Annotated in this window: 13 protein-coding genes and 1 riboswitch; of the genes, 5 read left to right on the forward strand and 8 right to left on the reverse strand. The window is 66.1% G+C overall.

Features of this window, described 5'->3' with window-relative positions; translation table 11 throughout:
* Positions 1–85 precede the first annotated feature (85 nt).
* The 4 genes from J4O73_RS16980 to J4O73_RS16995 are packed head-to-tail and all read left to right on the forward strand — an operon-like array spanning position 86 to position 4,184.
* A complete protein-coding gene (locus J4O73_RS16980; protein WP_426219180.1) occupies positions 86–1,522 on the forward strand; it encodes a circularly permuted type 2 ATP-grasp protein in 1,437 nt (478 codons plus the stop codon).
* Between the two features lie 57 nt (positions 1,523–1,579).
* On the forward strand, positions 1,580–2,527 hold the full coding sequence (locus J4O73_RS16985) for an alpha-E domain-containing protein (RefSeq protein ID WP_426219182.1): 948 nt from the start codon (positions 1,580–1,582) through the stop codon (positions 2,525–2,527).
* A gap of 58 nt (positions 2,528–2,585) precedes the next feature.
* Positions 2,586–3,410 (forward strand): transglutaminase family protein, encoded by an 825-nt coding sequence (locus J4O73_RS16990; RefSeq protein WP_426219183.1) that lies wholly within the window; start codon positions 2,586–2,588, stop codon positions 3,408–3,410.
* 27 nt (positions 3,411–3,437) lie between these two features.
* Entirely contained in the window at positions 3,438–4,184 is a 747-nt protein-coding gene (locus J4O73_RS16995; RefSeq protein ID WP_426219185.1) for a peptidase, read from the forward strand.
* 82 nt (positions 4,185–4,266) lie between these two features.
* Here J4O73_RS16995 and J4O73_RS17000 read toward each other — a convergent pair whose 3' ends face one another.
* The 8 genes from J4O73_RS17000 to J4O73_RS17035 form a co-directional block, all read right to left on the reverse strand.
* The gene (locus J4O73_RS17000; RefSeq protein WP_426219187.1) at positions 4,267–4,899 is read right to left on the reverse strand and encodes a thiamine phosphate synthase; all 633 of its coding nucleotides are present in this window, start codon (positions 4,897–4,899) and stop codon (positions 4,267–4,269) included.
* Positions 4,896–5,696, reverse strand: coding sequence for a thiazole synthase (locus J4O73_RS17005; RefSeq protein WP_426219189.1), 801 nt, complete (start codon positions 5,694–5,696; stop codon positions 4,896–4,898). Before J4O73_RS17005 ends, J4O73_RS17000 begins: the two co-directional genes overlap by 4 nt.
* Positions 5,697–5,699: 3 nt before the next feature.
* Positions 5,700–5,912 (reverse strand): sulfur carrier protein ThiS, encoded by a 213-nt coding sequence (thiS, locus tag J4O73_RS17010; RefSeq protein WP_426219191.1) that lies wholly within the window; start codon positions 5,910–5,912, stop codon positions 5,700–5,702.
* Positions 5,909–7,126: a glycine oxidase ThiO gene (gene thiO / locus J4O73_RS17015; RefSeq protein ID WP_426219193.1), complete on the reverse strand. Its 1,218-nt coding sequence runs from the start codon at positions 7,124–7,126 to the stop codon at positions 5,909–5,911. Before thiO ends, thiS begins: the two co-directional genes overlap by 4 nt.
* A gap of 71 nt (positions 7,127–7,197) precedes the next feature.
* Positions 7,198–7,326, reverse strand: a riboswitch (TPP riboswitch).
* A 184-nt stretch (positions 7,327–7,510) separates the two neighbouring features.
* Positions 7,511–8,770, reverse strand: a complete 1,260-nt coding sequence (locus tag J4O73_RS17020) for an adenylate/guanylate cyclase domain-containing protein (protein WP_378974574.1) — start codon at positions 8,768–8,770, stop codon at positions 7,511–7,513.
* Positions 8,771–8,839: 69 nt separating this feature from the next.
* Complete coding sequence (gene rpoD, locus J4O73_RS17025; RefSeq protein WP_426219194.1) at positions 8,840–10,810, reverse strand: RNA polymerase sigma factor RpoD; 1,971 nt, start codon at positions 10,808–10,810, stop codon at positions 8,840–8,842.
* Between the two features lie 232 nt (positions 10,811–11,042).
* Positions 11,043–12,914 carry a DNA primase gene (gene dnaG / locus J4O73_RS17030; protein ID WP_426219196.1) on the reverse strand — a complete coding sequence of 624 codons (1,872 nt, stop codon included), beginning with the start codon at positions 12,912–12,914 and terminating at the stop codon, positions 11,043–11,045.
* 156 nt (positions 12,915–13,070) lie between these two features.
* On the reverse strand, positions 13,071–13,535 hold the full coding sequence (locus tag J4O73_RS17035; protein WP_426219198.1) for a GatB/YqeY domain-containing protein: 465 nt from the start codon (positions 13,533–13,535) through the stop codon (positions 13,071–13,073).
* Positions 13,536–13,715: 180 nt separating this feature from the next.
* Between J4O73_RS17035 and carA the strand changes: the two genes are divergently transcribed.
* A complete protein-coding gene (gene carA, locus J4O73_RS17040) occupies positions 13,716–14,945 on the forward strand; it encodes a glutamine-hydrolyzing carbamoyl-phosphate synthase small subunit (RefSeq protein ID WP_426219200.1) in 1,230 nt (409 codons plus the stop codon).
* Positions 14,946–15,074 lie beyond the last annotated feature (129 nt).

Genomic DNA, 15,074 nt, shown 5'->3' on the forward strand with positions numbered 1-15,074 from the left:
TTTGGCAAGCGCGGCTTCGGCCGCTACGTATCGGCCATGGCGCGCCTCTTGCCTTGAGAGCTTGAGCGTGTGGAGGGAGCAAAGCATGGCTGCCACAGCCTTCGATGAAATGACCGGCCTTGGCGGCCCAGCCGATCCGGCCACCCTTCGCGAGGCCTATGGACGACTGAAGACTTGGCTCGACTCGACCCCGGCGGACCATTTCAACACTCGCCGCAGCCAGGCCGAACTGCTGTTTCGGCGCATCGGCATCACCTTCGCTGTTTACGGCGACACCGAATCCACCGAGAGACTGATTCCCTTCGACATCATTCCGCGGGTCATCACCCGGCCGGAATGGGATTTCCTCGAGCGTGGGTTGAAGCAGCGCGTTACCGCGCTCAACATGTTCCTGAAGGACGTCTACGGCGCACAGGAATGCATCAAGGCCGGCATCATTCCTGCCGACCTCGTGTACCGGAACGCCCATTACCGCATGGAGATGCGCAACTTCCGGGTGCCGCACGATCTCTATGTCCATGTGGCGGGCATCGACATCGTCCGCACCGGCGAGAAGGATTTCTTCGTGCTGGAGGACAATGCCCGGATCCCCTCCGGCGTGTCCTACATGCTGGAAAACCGCGAAGTGATGCTGCGGCTCTTTCCGGACCTGTTCTCGAAGCACCGCGTCGCCCCGGTCGAGAATTACCCCGATTCCCTGCTCGCGACGCTTCGCAGCCTCGCCCCCGCCTCGGCGACGCGCGACCCGACCGTGGTTCTGCTCACCCCCGGCCGCTACAATTCGGCCTTCTACGAACACTCGTTCCTGGCCGATAAGCTCGGCGTCGAACTGGTGGAGGCATCCGATCTCTTCACCAAGGACGACGTCGTCTACATGCGCACCACGGAAGGCCCGCGCAGGGTCGACGTGATCTACCGCCGCCTGGACGACGACTTCCTCGATCCCCTCGTCTTCCGGCCGGATTCGGTGCTCGGCGTTCCGGGCATCATGAACGCCTACGAGCGCGGCTCGGTCACCCTCGCCAACGCGGTGGGCACCGGCATCTCGGACGACAAGGCGGTCTACAGCTACATGCCGGAGATCGTGAAATTCTTCACCGGCGAGGAGCCGATCCTGCACAACGTTCCGACCTATCGCTGCCGCGAGAAGGAGGCGTTTGCCTACGTGATGGACAACTTGTCCGAGCTGGTGGTGAAGGAAGTGAACGGGTCGGGCGGCTACGGGATGCTCGTCGGCCCCCATGCGAGCAAGCGAGAAATCGACGACTTCGCTAAGAAGTTGCGCCATGCGCCGGACGGCTTCATCGCCCAGCCGACCCTGTCGCTGTCCACCTGCCCGACCTTCGTCGCCTCCGGCGTCGCGCCGCGCCACGTGGATCTGCGGCCCTTCGTGCTCTGTGGAGCGGATGAGATCCGCATCGTTCCCGGCGGCCTGACCCGCGTCGCCCTCAAGGAAGGATCCCTCGTCGTGAATTCGAGCCAGGGTGGGGGGACGAAGGACACCTGGGTGCTCGACGCCTGACCGCCACTTCTACAAGACCGCGTAAGCCCTGACGGGACGGGACGATCGAGCCGTACAATGCTCTCAAGGACTGCCGACAACCTCTACTGGCTCTCGCGTTACGTCGAGCGCGCCGACTTCGTGGCGCGCATCCTCGACGCCGCGCATCGCCTCGCTGCCCTGCCGACGAGTTATGGCGGCGGTGAAACCAACGAATGGGAATCGGCTCTCGCCTCAGCGGGGGATCCGGAGCTGTTCAAGCCGCATTACAGCGTCGTCAATGCCGACACGGTGTGCGATTTCCTCGCGTTCAGCCCGCACAACCCGTCCTCGATCCGCTCCTGCATCGAAGCAGCCCGCGAAAATGCCCGTTCCGTGCGCACTGCGCTCACGACGGAGATGTGGGATGCGATCAACGGCGCATGGCTGGAATTGCGGAGCTATTCCGGGCGCGAACTGAACCGAGACGAGTTCGGCCGCTTCCTCGATTGGGTGAAGACCGTTTCGTTGACCTACGACGGTTCGGCCTTCCGCACGATGCTGCGCAACGACTCCTTCTGGTTCACCCGGCTCGGCACGGCGATCGAGCGGGCGGACAATACGGCCCGCATCCTCGACGTGAAGTACCAGATCCTTCTGCCGCATGATGAAAAGATCGGCGGCAGCCTCGACTACTTCCAGTGGACGACGATCCTGCGCGAGGTCTCCGCGCTGACCGCCTACCATTGGGTCTACCGCGAGAGTGTGAAGCCGCTTCTGGTGGCGGATCTGCTCATGCTCAACAAGCAGATGCCGCGGTCCTTCGCCAATTGCTATGGCGTGATCGTCGAGTATCTCGACCTCATCGCCGATGCGTATGGCCGCCGCGGACCGAGCCAGCGCTTGGCGGGCAACTTGCTGGCGAAGCTCGAGAGCGACAACATCGACCGCATCTTCGGCGCCGGCCTGCACGAGTTCGTCGAAGGGTTCATCGCCGAGAATAACGGGGTGGGCGAAGCGATCGCCAAGCAGTATCTCGTCGGCTGACGCCGCACGGGGGTGAAACCGGGGCAGGCCCAACAGCTAAGACAGGCGGGAAAGGCGCATGCGCATCCGCGTGGTCCACGAGACCAGCTACACCTATGAGCAGCCGGCGCGGGGTCTGATCCAGATCCTGCGGCTGACACCGCGCGACCATGACGGGCAGTACATCCGCCGCTGGCGGATCGACACCAGCGTCGACGGCCGCCTGACCGCCCGAGAGGACGGCTTCGGCAACGTCGTCCACTGGTTCACGCCCGACGAGCCCGCCGACACGCTCATGATCCGCGTGACCGGCGAGGCCGACACCGACGACACGCACGGTGTCGTGCGCGGTGCCGTGGAGCGTCTCCCGGACCTGTTCTATCTGCGCGAGACGGATTTCTGCACGACGAGCCCCGAGTTGCACGAATTGGCGGCAAACGCCGCGAAGGGCGCGCAGGACCCGCTGGCGGCCCTGCATCGGCTCATGGAGGCGGTGCACGGCGCGGTGACGTTCGAGCCCGGGCCGGCGACATCCGCCGTGCCCGCTGCCAAGGCGCTGGCGGCCGGAAGCGGCAATCCGCAGGACATCACGCATGTCTTCATCGCGGCGGCGCGGCACCTGAACATCCCGGCGCGCTACGTGGCGGGCTATCGGGCGCGCGACGACGGCGAGGCCGAAGTCGAGGCACCACACGGCTGGGCCGAGGCCCTGGTGCCGGATCTCGGCTGGGTCGCCTTCGACGCGGTCCACAAGATCAGCCCCTCGGAGCAGTATATCCGCCTCGCCATGGGGCTCGACTATCTCGGCGCTGCCCCGATCCGCGGCAGCCGCATGGGTGGCGGCACCGAAACGCTGGACGTGAAGCTTCGGGTCGAGCAAGGCAAGTCGGCTGTCCAATGCTGACGCACTCCACGCCGGAACCTTGAGATCATGACCTACTGCGTCGGTGTCCTCGTCGAGGAGGGCCTCGTGATGGTCGCCGATACCCGCACCAATGCGGGGCTCGACGACATCTCGACCTATCGCAAGCTGCATCATTTCAACGTGCCGGGTGAGCGCGTGATGATGCTCGCTTCGGCGGGCAACCTATCGATCACGCAGTCCGTGCTGAGCATGCTGCAAGAAGGCGTGCCGGGCGAGGAGGGCGATCCGCCCCAGCGCCTGATCGAAGCGCCGACCATGTTCCAGGCCGCTCAACTCATCGGCCGGGCGATCCGCCGGGTGCGGACCATCGAGCAGAGGGGCTTCGAGGCGGCGAGCATCCGCTTCTCGATCTCGTTGCTGTTCGGCGGTCAGATCGGCAACGAGCCGATGCGGCTGTTCCTGATCTACTCGGCGGGCAATTTTATCGAGTGCAGCACCGATGCGCCCTTCCTGCAGATTGGTGAGCACAAATACGGCAAGCCGATCCTCGACCGGGCCGTGAAGTTCGAGACCGAACTGTACGACGCGTTGAAAGTGAGCCTGGTGTCGATGGACTCGACCATGCGCTCCAATCTCGGCGTCGGCCTGCCCATCGACATCGCGTTGGCCCGGCGCAATGCCCTGAACCTCGAAGTGAACCACCGGATCGAGGCGGGAGAAGGGTATTTCCACGATCTGCGTGAGCGCTGGTCCGCTGCCCTGCGGGCCGCCCATCGTGCGATCCCGCGTCCGCCCTACGGACCCGCGGCGTAGACCATGTCCACCTCATTGCGAGCGTAGCGAAGCAATCCAGGGACGCGCCGCCTTCGGAGGTGGCCCGCCGCACTGAATCGATTCACTGCGTTCGCGATGACGGTGGAGCCTGCCATCGTGTGATGAGGCGTCTGACGGTCGCGGTGGGATCTTCCGATCGCATTACCCCGCCCATCACGGCAAACCCCGCCGCTCCCGCATCCCGGCAGAAAGTGAGGTTGCTCTCATCGATCCCCCCCAGGGCGATGATGGGCAGACCGTAGCGTCGCGTGGCAGTGATGGCCTCGGGCCCGAGCGCCGGGCCGTAGCCGGGCTTGCTGGCGGTGGGAAAGATCGGACTGAGGGTGACATAGTCGGCGCCCGCCGAAGCCGCTGCCGCGACGTCGCCGAGCGAATGCGCCGATGCGCCGATGAGTCTGTCCGGGCCAACACGCTGACGGACACCGTCCAGGGCCGTCATCGGCAGGTGAATTCCACCGGCTCCTAGGGCAAGGGCCAGATCCACATCACCGCCGACCGTGAGGACGCCGCCGGCTGCGCGCACGTCGTCCGCCAGCGTCTGCCCGAGTAAGCGTCGTTCCTCGTCGGGCAGGTCGCGGTCGCGGAACCAGATCCACCGCCCTCCCCCGGCGAGCACCGCCCGCACCGTCTCGGGGAGCGGGCGGGAGTGGCCGTGGCGGTCCGTCACCGCCAGAAGCGGCGACGGCAGGCTCATGAGCCGACGAGGCCGAGTTGCGGGCTCGACGGCTCGGCGCGGCCCCGGCGCGGAATGCGCCCGGCGAGGTAGGCGTCACGCCCCGCCTCGACGGCACGGGCCATGGCGCGCGCCATTCGGACGGGATCGTCGGCCTTGGCGACGGCGGTGTTCACGAGGCAGGCGGCGGCGCCGAGTTCCATGGCGATCACGGCATCCGAGGCAGTGCCGATGCCCGCATCGACGATGACCGGCACGCCCGCCCGGCGGCAGATCAGTTCGATATTGGCGGGGTTGGCGACGCCCATGCCGGACCCGATCAGTGACCCCATCGGCATCACCGCCGCGCAGCCGATGTCTTCGAGGCGGCGGCAGACGATGGGGTCGTCGTTGCAATAGGGTAAGACGGTGAAGCCCTCATCCACGAGATGGCGGCAGGCTTCGATCAGTTCGGCGACGTCGGGATAGAGCGTCTCGCGATCCCCGATGACCTCGACCTTGATCCACGTCGTGTCCAGTGCCTCGCGGGCGAGTTCGGCGGTCATGATGGCGTCGCGGGCGGTCTCGCACCCGGCGGTGTTCGGCAGGAAGCGGCGACCTTTCAGCAGACTGACCGTGTCCGAGCCGTGACCCCGCAGAGAGACTCGGCGGATCGAGGCCGTGACGACCTCGGCATCGGACGCCTCCACGGCATCGCGCATGATCGCCTGGGTTGGATATCCGGCGGTGCCGAGGAACAGGCGTGACGACAGGCGAACCCCGGCGATGACCAGGGCGTCGTCCTCTTCGGGCCGTAGCGGCGTGACGGTGCTGTCCATGCTCTAGCCTCCCTGCATGGCGCGGACGATCTCGATGCGGTCGCCCGGCGTAATGGTGGTGTCGGCCCAGTCCTTCCGGCGAAGGACGCGGCCGTTCAGTGCGATGGCGATGCCCTGCGGGCTTTCGAGGCCGGACTCCTCGGCCTCGAAGGCGAACAGGGCCTCGACGGTCTCGGCCTCGCTCTCGCGGGGCTCGCCGTTGACGAAGAGCTTCATCGGGCGGCCCTCCTCGGCTCGGGCCGCGCGAAGCGGGCCAGGGTGAAGGATCGCGCCACGGCGGGGAGCTCACCCGACGTCACGAGATCGGCCACCGCGTCGGCGGTGACGGGGGCCAGGAGGTAGCCGTTGCGGTGATGGCCGGTGGCGGCCACGAGACCCGGCGCGATCGTATCGATGATCGGCGCATCGTCGTCGGAGGTCGGGCGATAGCCGCTCCAAACGGCTTCCACCTCCATCTCCTCAATGCCTGGGAGTACCCGGCGGGCACCTTCCAGCAGGGCATAGAGCCCACCGGCCGTGACGCCCTCGCGAAAACCGCAATCCTCCACCGTGGCGCCGATGATGAGTTGGCCGTCGCTCTTGGGCGCCATGTGGACCTGTTCGGTCCACACCATGCGGGCCAGCGTTCCGGTTTGCCGTGTGGTGCGCAGCGCGAGCGCCTGCCCCTTTAGCGGACGCACCGGCAGCGCGAGAGTTTCGGGCAACAACCCACCCTCGCCGCTCCACGCACCGGCGGCGAGGACGACCGTCCCGGCCGCGAGACGGCCCTTCTGTGTGACGACGCCCGTCACGCGTCCGCCCGACCAGTCGAGGCCGGTCACAGGCGTCTGCTCGAGAATCGTCACGCCCGACGCTTCGCAGGCCTGCGCCAGAGCAGCCATGACGAGGCGAGGGTCGACCTGGTGGTCGAGAGGGCATTGCACCCCCGCCGTCACGGAAGGGCGCAGGATCGGCTCCAGGCGGCGGACCTCCGTGCCATTCAGCCACGTAGCGTCTAGCCCTGAGCGGCGTTGCAGGTCGAAACGAAAGCGCAGGCGCTCCACTTCGTCCCGGCCGATGGCCAACACCAGCGTCCCGTCCGGCCGGTAATCGATGGACAGGCCAGAGGCGGCTTCGAGATCGTCGCGGAAGCCGGGCCAGCGTGCGAGGGAATCCATGGCGAGTGGCAGGAGTGGGTCGGAACCCGGCTCATGCTCGGCCGCTGGTGCGAGCATCCCCGTCGCGGCGAGGCTCGCCCCGCAACCGATTGTGTCGCGCTCGATCACCGTGACGGCGAGACCTCTCGCGGCGAGGCGCCACGCGCAGGCGAGGCCGATCAATCCGCCGCCGACGATGGCCACGTCGGCGCGTTCGGGCATCGGCACGGCCTTCAGCGCGAAGCCGGGCTGCCTGCGTTGACCGATGGGGGATATGGGCCTGTCCAATCCCATGAGAACGCTCCCAAATGCGGGGCGTAGGGATGAGGCCGGGTGCTTCGCTTGAAAAGCATCGGCCTGTCTTGGAGACGGCCGCGGTCCAATCCCTACGCCGGTATGAACCGGATCAGGTTCGAAGGATTTCCGCGCCGCAGGCTCTTGCGAGCGTGCCAGCGGTTTCTCAGCCCCTTGCCGGGGATCTCCCTGGAACATTGTTGATGTGGCCCGTGGTGGGCGAAGCGTCAATCCCCTCCGGCGACACCGAGACCGCCACCCTCGCCGTCTTTGCGAGCGGAGCGAAGCAATTCAGAGATGCGCCACGCTTGGATATGTCCCGTTGCCCTGGGTTGCTTCGCTGCGCTCGCAAAGACGTAGCGGCGGCAACGAGGGTGGGGCGGATCAATCCCGCTTACGAGGCCGGAGGAATTTCGGCTTGAACACCGCCATCGGCTCCTCGAAGCCGTGGAGAACGTGTGTTCCCACTGGGACCGGGTCGCCCCACAGGAAATCCACGAAGGGCTTCGACATCAAAAGCTCCTCGCCCAAGCCGCGATTGAGCTTGGCGAGGCGACTTGCGAGATTCACGTCGCGCCCGATCACCGTGAAGTCGAGGCGTGAGCCCGAGCCGACATTGCCGTAGGCCGCCTCGCCATGGTGCAGGGCAATGCCGGCCTGAATCGGCACCGGAAACTGATGCAGGGCATTGGCTTCGTCGATCGCGGCCAGGATGTGCTGAGCGGCCGTCAGCGCCCCCTTGGCCGCGCCCCCGAGGTCGTCGCCGCTCTCGCGGAAAATCGCGAGCAGGCCATCGCCCAGGTATTTCAGGACCTCGCCGCCCTCCCCCTCGATGGGGGGCACGAGACAGTCGAAGAAGACGTTGAGGAGCGCCACGGCCTCTTCCGGCGTCATATCCGCGGAGATTCGCGTGTAGTCACGCATGTCGGCGAACAGGATCGCGGAGCGGATGCGGGTCACCTGCCCGCGCCGGATGTCACCTGACAGGATCGCCCGGTGCGGCTCGTCCCCGACGTAGACTCGCAGCACGTGATCGAGCTGCTTGTTCAGCACCCGCATTTCCATCACCGCCGCCAGGGCAGGCATGATGAAGCGCAGGATCGCGATGTGCTCCCGCTCGAAACCCGTCGGGCACTTGGTGGCGAAGGTGATGCCGTTCTGCGTGCCGTTCGTGAAGAACAGGGGTGCCACGACGTAGTGCGTGTAGCCCTCGGCCTTCAGGTCGGGAACGATGGCGTAGGCCTCGTCCGGCGTCTCCGAGAGATCGAGAACCAGCCACCGCCCCGTCTGGTGCACCTCCGCGAAGGGGCTTCGAAGATACGCCTCTTGCGATCGGCTGCCGTGCGGGAAGAGCCGCACGGTTACGCCGCCGTTGCGGGTCCAGACGCGCCCGACACCGGCATATTCCGAGTGAAGCGTATCGATCGCCGTCGAGGCTCGATCGACCGGAACGCCGATCTCGATCAGCCGCTCGGCCAGCCCTTCGAGCATCCGCTCGGCCTTGTCGATGCGCGCGCCCTCACCCAGCAGCCAGTCACGGATGCCGACCGAGGGTTCCAGCGCACCGAAGGGCACATCGCCGGTCTCGGACCCGTCCGCATCGGCCGTGGGTGTTACGGGCAAAGGCGGACGTCGTTCGAGCATGGCGCCAAGGTGGGATTCCGGTACGGCAAAGCAAGGCTTGGCCGGAAACCGGCGGCGCGTGCCGCCGGCTTAGTTGTCGAGGAAGCTCCTGAGCTTGCGGCTGCGGCTCGGATGCTTGAGCTTACGCAACGCCTTCGCCTCGATCTGACGAATGCGCTCGCGGGTCACCGAGAATTGCTGGCCGACCTCTTCCAGCGTGTGATCGGTGTTCATACCAATGCCGAAACGCATGCGCAGCACGCGTTCTTCGCGCGGGGTCAACGACGCGAGGACGCGCGTCGTCGTCTCGCGAAGATTGCTCTGGATCGCCGCGTCGATCGGCAGGACAACGTTCTTGTCTTCGATGAAGTCACCGAGGTGGCTGTCCTCTTCGTCGCCGATCGGCGTCTCGAGGGAGATCGGCTCCTTGGCGATCTTCAGGACCTTGCGGACCTTCTCCAGCGGCATGGCCAGCTTCTCGGCCAATTCCTCCGGGGTCGGCTCGCGGCCGATCTCGTGCAGCATCTGGCGCGAGGTCCGGACGATCTTGTTGATCGTCTCGATCATGTGCACCGGGATGCGGATCGTGCGCGCCTGGTCGGCGATCGAGCGGGTGATCGCCTGCCGGATCCACCACGTGGCGTAGGTCGAGAACTTGTAGCCGCGGCGGTACTCGAACTTGTCCACGGCCTTCATCAGGCCGATGTTGCCCTCCTGGATCAGGTCCAGGAACTGCAGGCCGCGGTTCGTGTACTTCTTGGCGATCGAGATCACGAGGCGCAGGTTCGCCTCGATCATTTCCTTCTTCGCCTGCCGGGCTTCGCGCTCGCCCTTCTGAACCATGTTCACGATGCGGCGGAATTCGCCGATCTCGAGACCGGTCTCCGAAGCGAGATCGAGGATCTGCGAGCGCAGTTCCGTGACCTGCTTCTGGCCCTTCTCGACGAGGTTCTTCCAACCCCGGCCGCCGAGTGTGCCGACGCGCTCCATCCAGGCCGGATCGAGCTCGTAGCCCTGGTAATGACGAAGGAACTCGTCGCGGGCGACGCCGTGGCTCTCGGCATAGCGCATCAGCCGACCTTCGTGGCCGATAAGCTGCTTGTTGATCGCGTAGAGCTGGCCGACCAGCGCCTCGATGCGGTTGTTGTTCAGCGACAGGGACTTCACGTCGGCGACGACGATGTCCTTCAGGTCACCCTGCTTCTTCACCTGGGCCGAGGACTTGTCCACCGCTCCGGCGTCGGACTGGGCCTTGCGCAGCTTGTGGTAGTTCTGGGCGATCGAGTCGAAGGTCTCGAGGACGCGCGGCTTGATCTCCGCTTCCATCGCGGCCAGCGAGACGTTGTTTTCGAGGTCGTCTTCCTCGTCGCCGCCCTCGGGCGGGGCCTGCTCGCCGTCCTCGTCGCTCTCGCCTTCGCCCATCTGCGGCGCGTTGCGCCCGTCAGGCCCGGCATAGGTCGCTTCGAGATCGATGATGTCGCGCAGGAGGACCTTGCCCTCCACCAACTCATCCCGCCAAATGATGATGGCTTGGAAGGTCAGCGGGCTCTCGCACAGCCCCGCGATCATCGCTTCGCGCCCGGCCTCGATGCGCTTGGCGATGGCGATTTCGCCCTCGCGTGACAGGAGCTCCACCGAGCCCATCTCGCGCAGGTACATGCGCACCGGATCGTCGGTGCGGTCGGTCGGCTCGCGCGTCGTGGTCGTGACGGCGACGGCGCGGGTCGAGGCGATCTCGGCGACTTCGCCGCCCTCGGCCTCTTCCTCATCACCCTCGGCCGCAGCCGGCTTTTCGCCCGCGGCAGCTTCCTCGGTTTCTTCCGCCTCTACGACGTTGATCCCCATCTCGGACAGCTGCGACAGCACGTCCTCGAGCTGGTCCGGATCCGACTGGCCCTCCGGAAGCACCTCGTTGACCTCTTCGTAGGTCACGTAGCCGCGCTTTTTGGCGAGCTTGATCATCCGCTTAACGGCGGCATCCGACAGGTCGAGGAGCGGCCCGTCGGTCTGCTGCTCGGGTGCAGCGTCCGCCTCGTCCCGTTCCGTTGCCTTCGTCGCCATGATGAGCCTATTGTTGTCCCGTTGCGGCGGATTGCGGAGGCTTCGACAGCCTGCCCGCACGTTCGACGCCGCGATGCAAAAACTGGTGCGAGTCGCGCCCATCCATCGCGCGACCCCGAGTTCGTATGCAAGCCTCAGGCTTGACCGTGTGTTAACTAAGGCTGCGCGTGCTCAAGCCGCCACCGCCGATAGCCGCCTATAGCGCCAGCACTGCCAGGAAGTCACGGCACGCTTACGCATCCGTTTTCGGAAGGTCAGCCTCCGATTCTGCCGACAGCACTGTTGCCAGCCTCTCCTTCACGTCGCACACCCAGGTCCAGCCGGCATCTGTTGGATCTGCCTCAAACGCCTGCCGTGCCTCATGAAGTTCGCTATGTAGCGCGCCGGCCTGCCGGTGCAAGATCATCGCTTGGCGCAGGGCGTCTGCGCGCTGCGCAGGATCGGCCTGTGGATCGAGCTGTGCACGCTCCCGCGAGCGCGCAACCCCCAGGACGCGCTCTGCGGCATCGGTAAGCCCGGAACGAGTGAGGCGTTCTTGCAACAGCGTGGCGTCCGGCATCAAATGCTCGCCCGCGCAGGCCAGCAGAGCCGACACGACCGCCCGGCAATCCGAATCGGTGAAGTCCAGCTCGGCGAGATCGTCGCCGAACGTCGACACCAGTTCGGGATGGACGAGGAAGGTGCCCGCGATGACCGCCTCGCGCACCGGAGCGGCACCGCTGAAGCCGGCCGAGGATGTCATCGACGCACTCGGTGCCGCCGTCATGCGCGGTGACGCGGGTTCGGCCTGCCACTTTCCCGTGCGAGGCCGCCCGCTCGGCGCATTGCGGACAGGTTGCGGAGAAAGCCCGCGCAGCCGGTCTTCGATATCGTCTCGGTAATAGCGCTTCACCGTCTCGTCGCGGATCGTTGCGATGAGCGTGCGCAGTGTGCGTGCCAGACCGGCCCGGCGCTCCGGCGTGTCGATCGGTCCCGATTCGACCGCTCGCCGCCAGAGCAATTCCGACAGCGGGATCGCGCTTTCCAACACCCGGTCGATGGCGCCGGGGCCACCGGAACGGAGGAGGTCGTCAGGATCCTGCCCACCTGGCAGGAGGGCGATGCGCAGGCTCTTGCCGGGCTCGAGAAGGGGAAGGGCGACGTCGAGCGCCCGGTGGGCCGCCCTCAGGCCAGCCCCGTCGCCATCGAAGCACAGGATCGGCTCGTCGGCATGGCGCCAGAGCAGCGCGAGCTGATCTTCGGTGAGGGCTGTGCCGAGCGGCGCCACCGTTTCAGCATGGCCCGCGAGCGTCATGGCGATGACGTCGACATAGCCTTCCACGGCGATGACCGAACTGCGTTCGTGCGCCGCCTTCCGCGCATTGTGCAGGTTGTAGAGCATCCGCCCCTTGGAAAAGAGCGGCGTCTCCGGCGAGTTCAAGTACTTTGCACGGACGTCCTTAGACAGCGCTCGACCGCCGAAGGCGACGACCCGGCCGCGCAGATCGGTGATGGGAAACATCACCCGGTCGCGGAAATAATCGTAAGGGACTGCGATGTCCTCGCCGCCCGCGATCAGCCCGAGTTCGACCATCGTGTCACGATCGATGCCCTTCTCTGCGAGATGATCGCGAAGGGCGTAGCGTTCGTTCGGCGCGTAGCCGAGGCGGAAACGCCGCCGGACATCCTCACCAAGGCCGCGCCGGTCGAGATAGGACCGGGCCTCGGTGCCCTTCGAGGAACGCAGGCGATCTTCGAACCACGCGGCGGCCATCTCCATCACGTCGATGGCGGTGGCGCGTTTTTTCTCGGTCTCCCGCGATTCGGCCGTCGGTGCGGGCAGGATCACGCCTGCTTCGCCCGCCAGCCGTTCCACCGCCTCGGGGAAGCTGAGGCCTTCCGTTTCCATCAGGAAGGTGAAGACGTCGCCGTGCTTGCCGGATGAGAAGCAGTGATAGAACTGCTTCTGGTCGTTCACGTAGAAGGACGGTGTCTTCTCCGCGTTGAACGGAGACAGACCCCGCCACTCACGGCCCGCCTTCTTCAGCTGCACCCGGCGGCCGACCACGGCCGAGGCCGGAAGCCGGGCGCGAATCTCTTCCAGAATGTGCGGCGGATAGCGCAAGGGCGACGCGGGGCGTGTGAGGGGACCCGCGAGTATAACGCCTCAGATGCCCGAGAGTCCCGGACTGCGCGCCGATGCGGCAGGGGATTGCGGGTAGAACGCCGCGCCGAAGCGCGGCGAGATGCGGTTCCGGTGCCGTTTCGATTGCGCTTTGGCTCAGCCTTTCGCCGCAAGCGCCGCCTTCACGAGGCCGCTCGCCTTGGCGAAATCCATCCGGCCCGCAAAAGTGCCCTTCAGCGCGGCGATGACCCGGCCCATATCCTTCGGGCCGGCGGCACCGGTTTCGAGAATCGCGGCCTCGACGGCGGCCTTCATCTCGGTCTCGTCCATCTGCTTCGGCAGGAAGGACTCGATGATGGTGATCTCCGCGCGCTCGTTCTCCGCCAGTTCGGGGCGACCGCCCTGCACATAGACGGCAGCCGATTCGGTGCGCTGCTTGATCATCTTCTGGAGCAGAGACAGGATCTCCTCCTCCGAGGCCGGCTCCTTGCCGAGGCCGCGCGCCTCGATGTCCTTGTCCTTCAGGGCGGCCTGGATCATCCGCACCGTCGCAAGGCGACCTTTGTCCCCGGCCTTCATGGCCTCTTTCATCTCGGCGGTGAAACGCTCGCGCAGCTGCATCGTGACTTCCTCGAAGACTCTGTGAAGAACGGGCGGCAGCCCCGCACAAAGGGGCGTTGAACGGCGCGTGCGTTGCAGCCACATTGACCGCATCACACGCCGCAGTCTTTAAGACGCGCCGGATGGATCCGCGCGCGCCGCAAGGCGCCGGATGCCGACGAGATAAGCGAGAAGGTCCCGATGCTGCAAGACGACGGCGCGTCCGCGCACCCCACGCCCGAGCCTTCGCCCTGGTCGGACCCTGTCGCCACTGCCCTTCTGGTGCTTGCGGACGGCACCATCCTCGAAGGGTTCGGCATCGGTCAAACCGGTGTCGCCGACGGCGAGGTTTGCTTCAACACCGCCATGACCGGGTATCAGGAGATCCTGACCGATCCGTCCTATGCGGGCCAGATCGTCACCTTCACCTTCCCGCATATCGGCAATGTGGGCACGAACGACGAGGATCTCGAAAGCCTCGACGCCGCCCCAGCCTCCGGTGTGCGCGGCGCGGTGATCGCGGCGGCGGTGACGAAGCCGTCCAATTGGCGCTCCTCTTCGCATCTCGATGGCTGGCTGAAGGCGCGGGGCATCGTCGGCATCACCGGCGTCGATACCCGTGCACTGACGGCGCTGATCCGCGACAAGGGCATGCCGAACGCCGTCATTGCCAACGATCCGGAGGGCCGGTTCGATCGCGAGGCTCTGAAGGCCCGCGCGGCCGCCCTCGCCCCGATGGAAGGGCTGGACCTCGTGCCACCGGTCACGAGCCGCGAGCGGACGGAGTGGTCCGAGACCGTCTGGGCCCTCGGTGGCGGTTACGGCAAGCGGGCACCGGGCGCGGGCCTCAAGGTCGTGGCGATCGATTATGGCGTGAAGCGCAACATCCTGAGGCTGCTGGCCGAAGCGGGTTGCGATGTCACCGTCGTGCCTGCCACCACCAGCGCCGAAGACATCCTGGCGATGAAGCCGGACGGTGTGTTTCTTTCGAACGGCCCCGGCGACCCGGCGGCGACCGGCGAATACGCGGTCCCGGTGATCCGTAAGCTGCTGGAAGAGAAAGTGCCGACCTTCGGTATCTGCCTCGGGCACCAGCTGATGGGTCTCGCCCTGGGTGGGCGCACGGTGAAGATGGGCCAGGGCCACCATGGCGCGAACCATCCGGTGAAGGACAAGACCACCGGCAAGGTCGAGATCGTGTCCATGAACCACGGTTTCGCGGTGGATCCGGCGAGCCTGCCCGCATCGGCGGTCGAGACTCACGTCTCGCTGTTCGACGGCTCGAATTGCGGCCTGTCACTGACCGACCGCCCGGCCTTCTCGGTGCAGCACCATCCGGAGGCCTCGCCTGGCCCGCGCGACAGCCACTACCTGTTCGAGCGCTTCGTGTCGCTGATGCGCTCGGGCAAGCCGGAAGTTGCGCAGCCCTGATCTTACTTTCAGCATACGGATGGGGGTGATTCCCCCATCCGCCCCTTGTCCGATCCCGAGACCGCCCCACCGGGGTCACAAAATCCGCGAATTCCCAGGGCTTATCCCCAGCCAACGAAACGAGACGGC

Origin of the sequence: Methylobacterium sp. NFXW15 (assembly GCF_049887755.1) — a bacterium.
Taxonomy (GTDB): Bacteria; Pseudomonadota; Alphaproteobacteria; order Rhizobiales; family Beijerinckiaceae; genus Methylobacterium.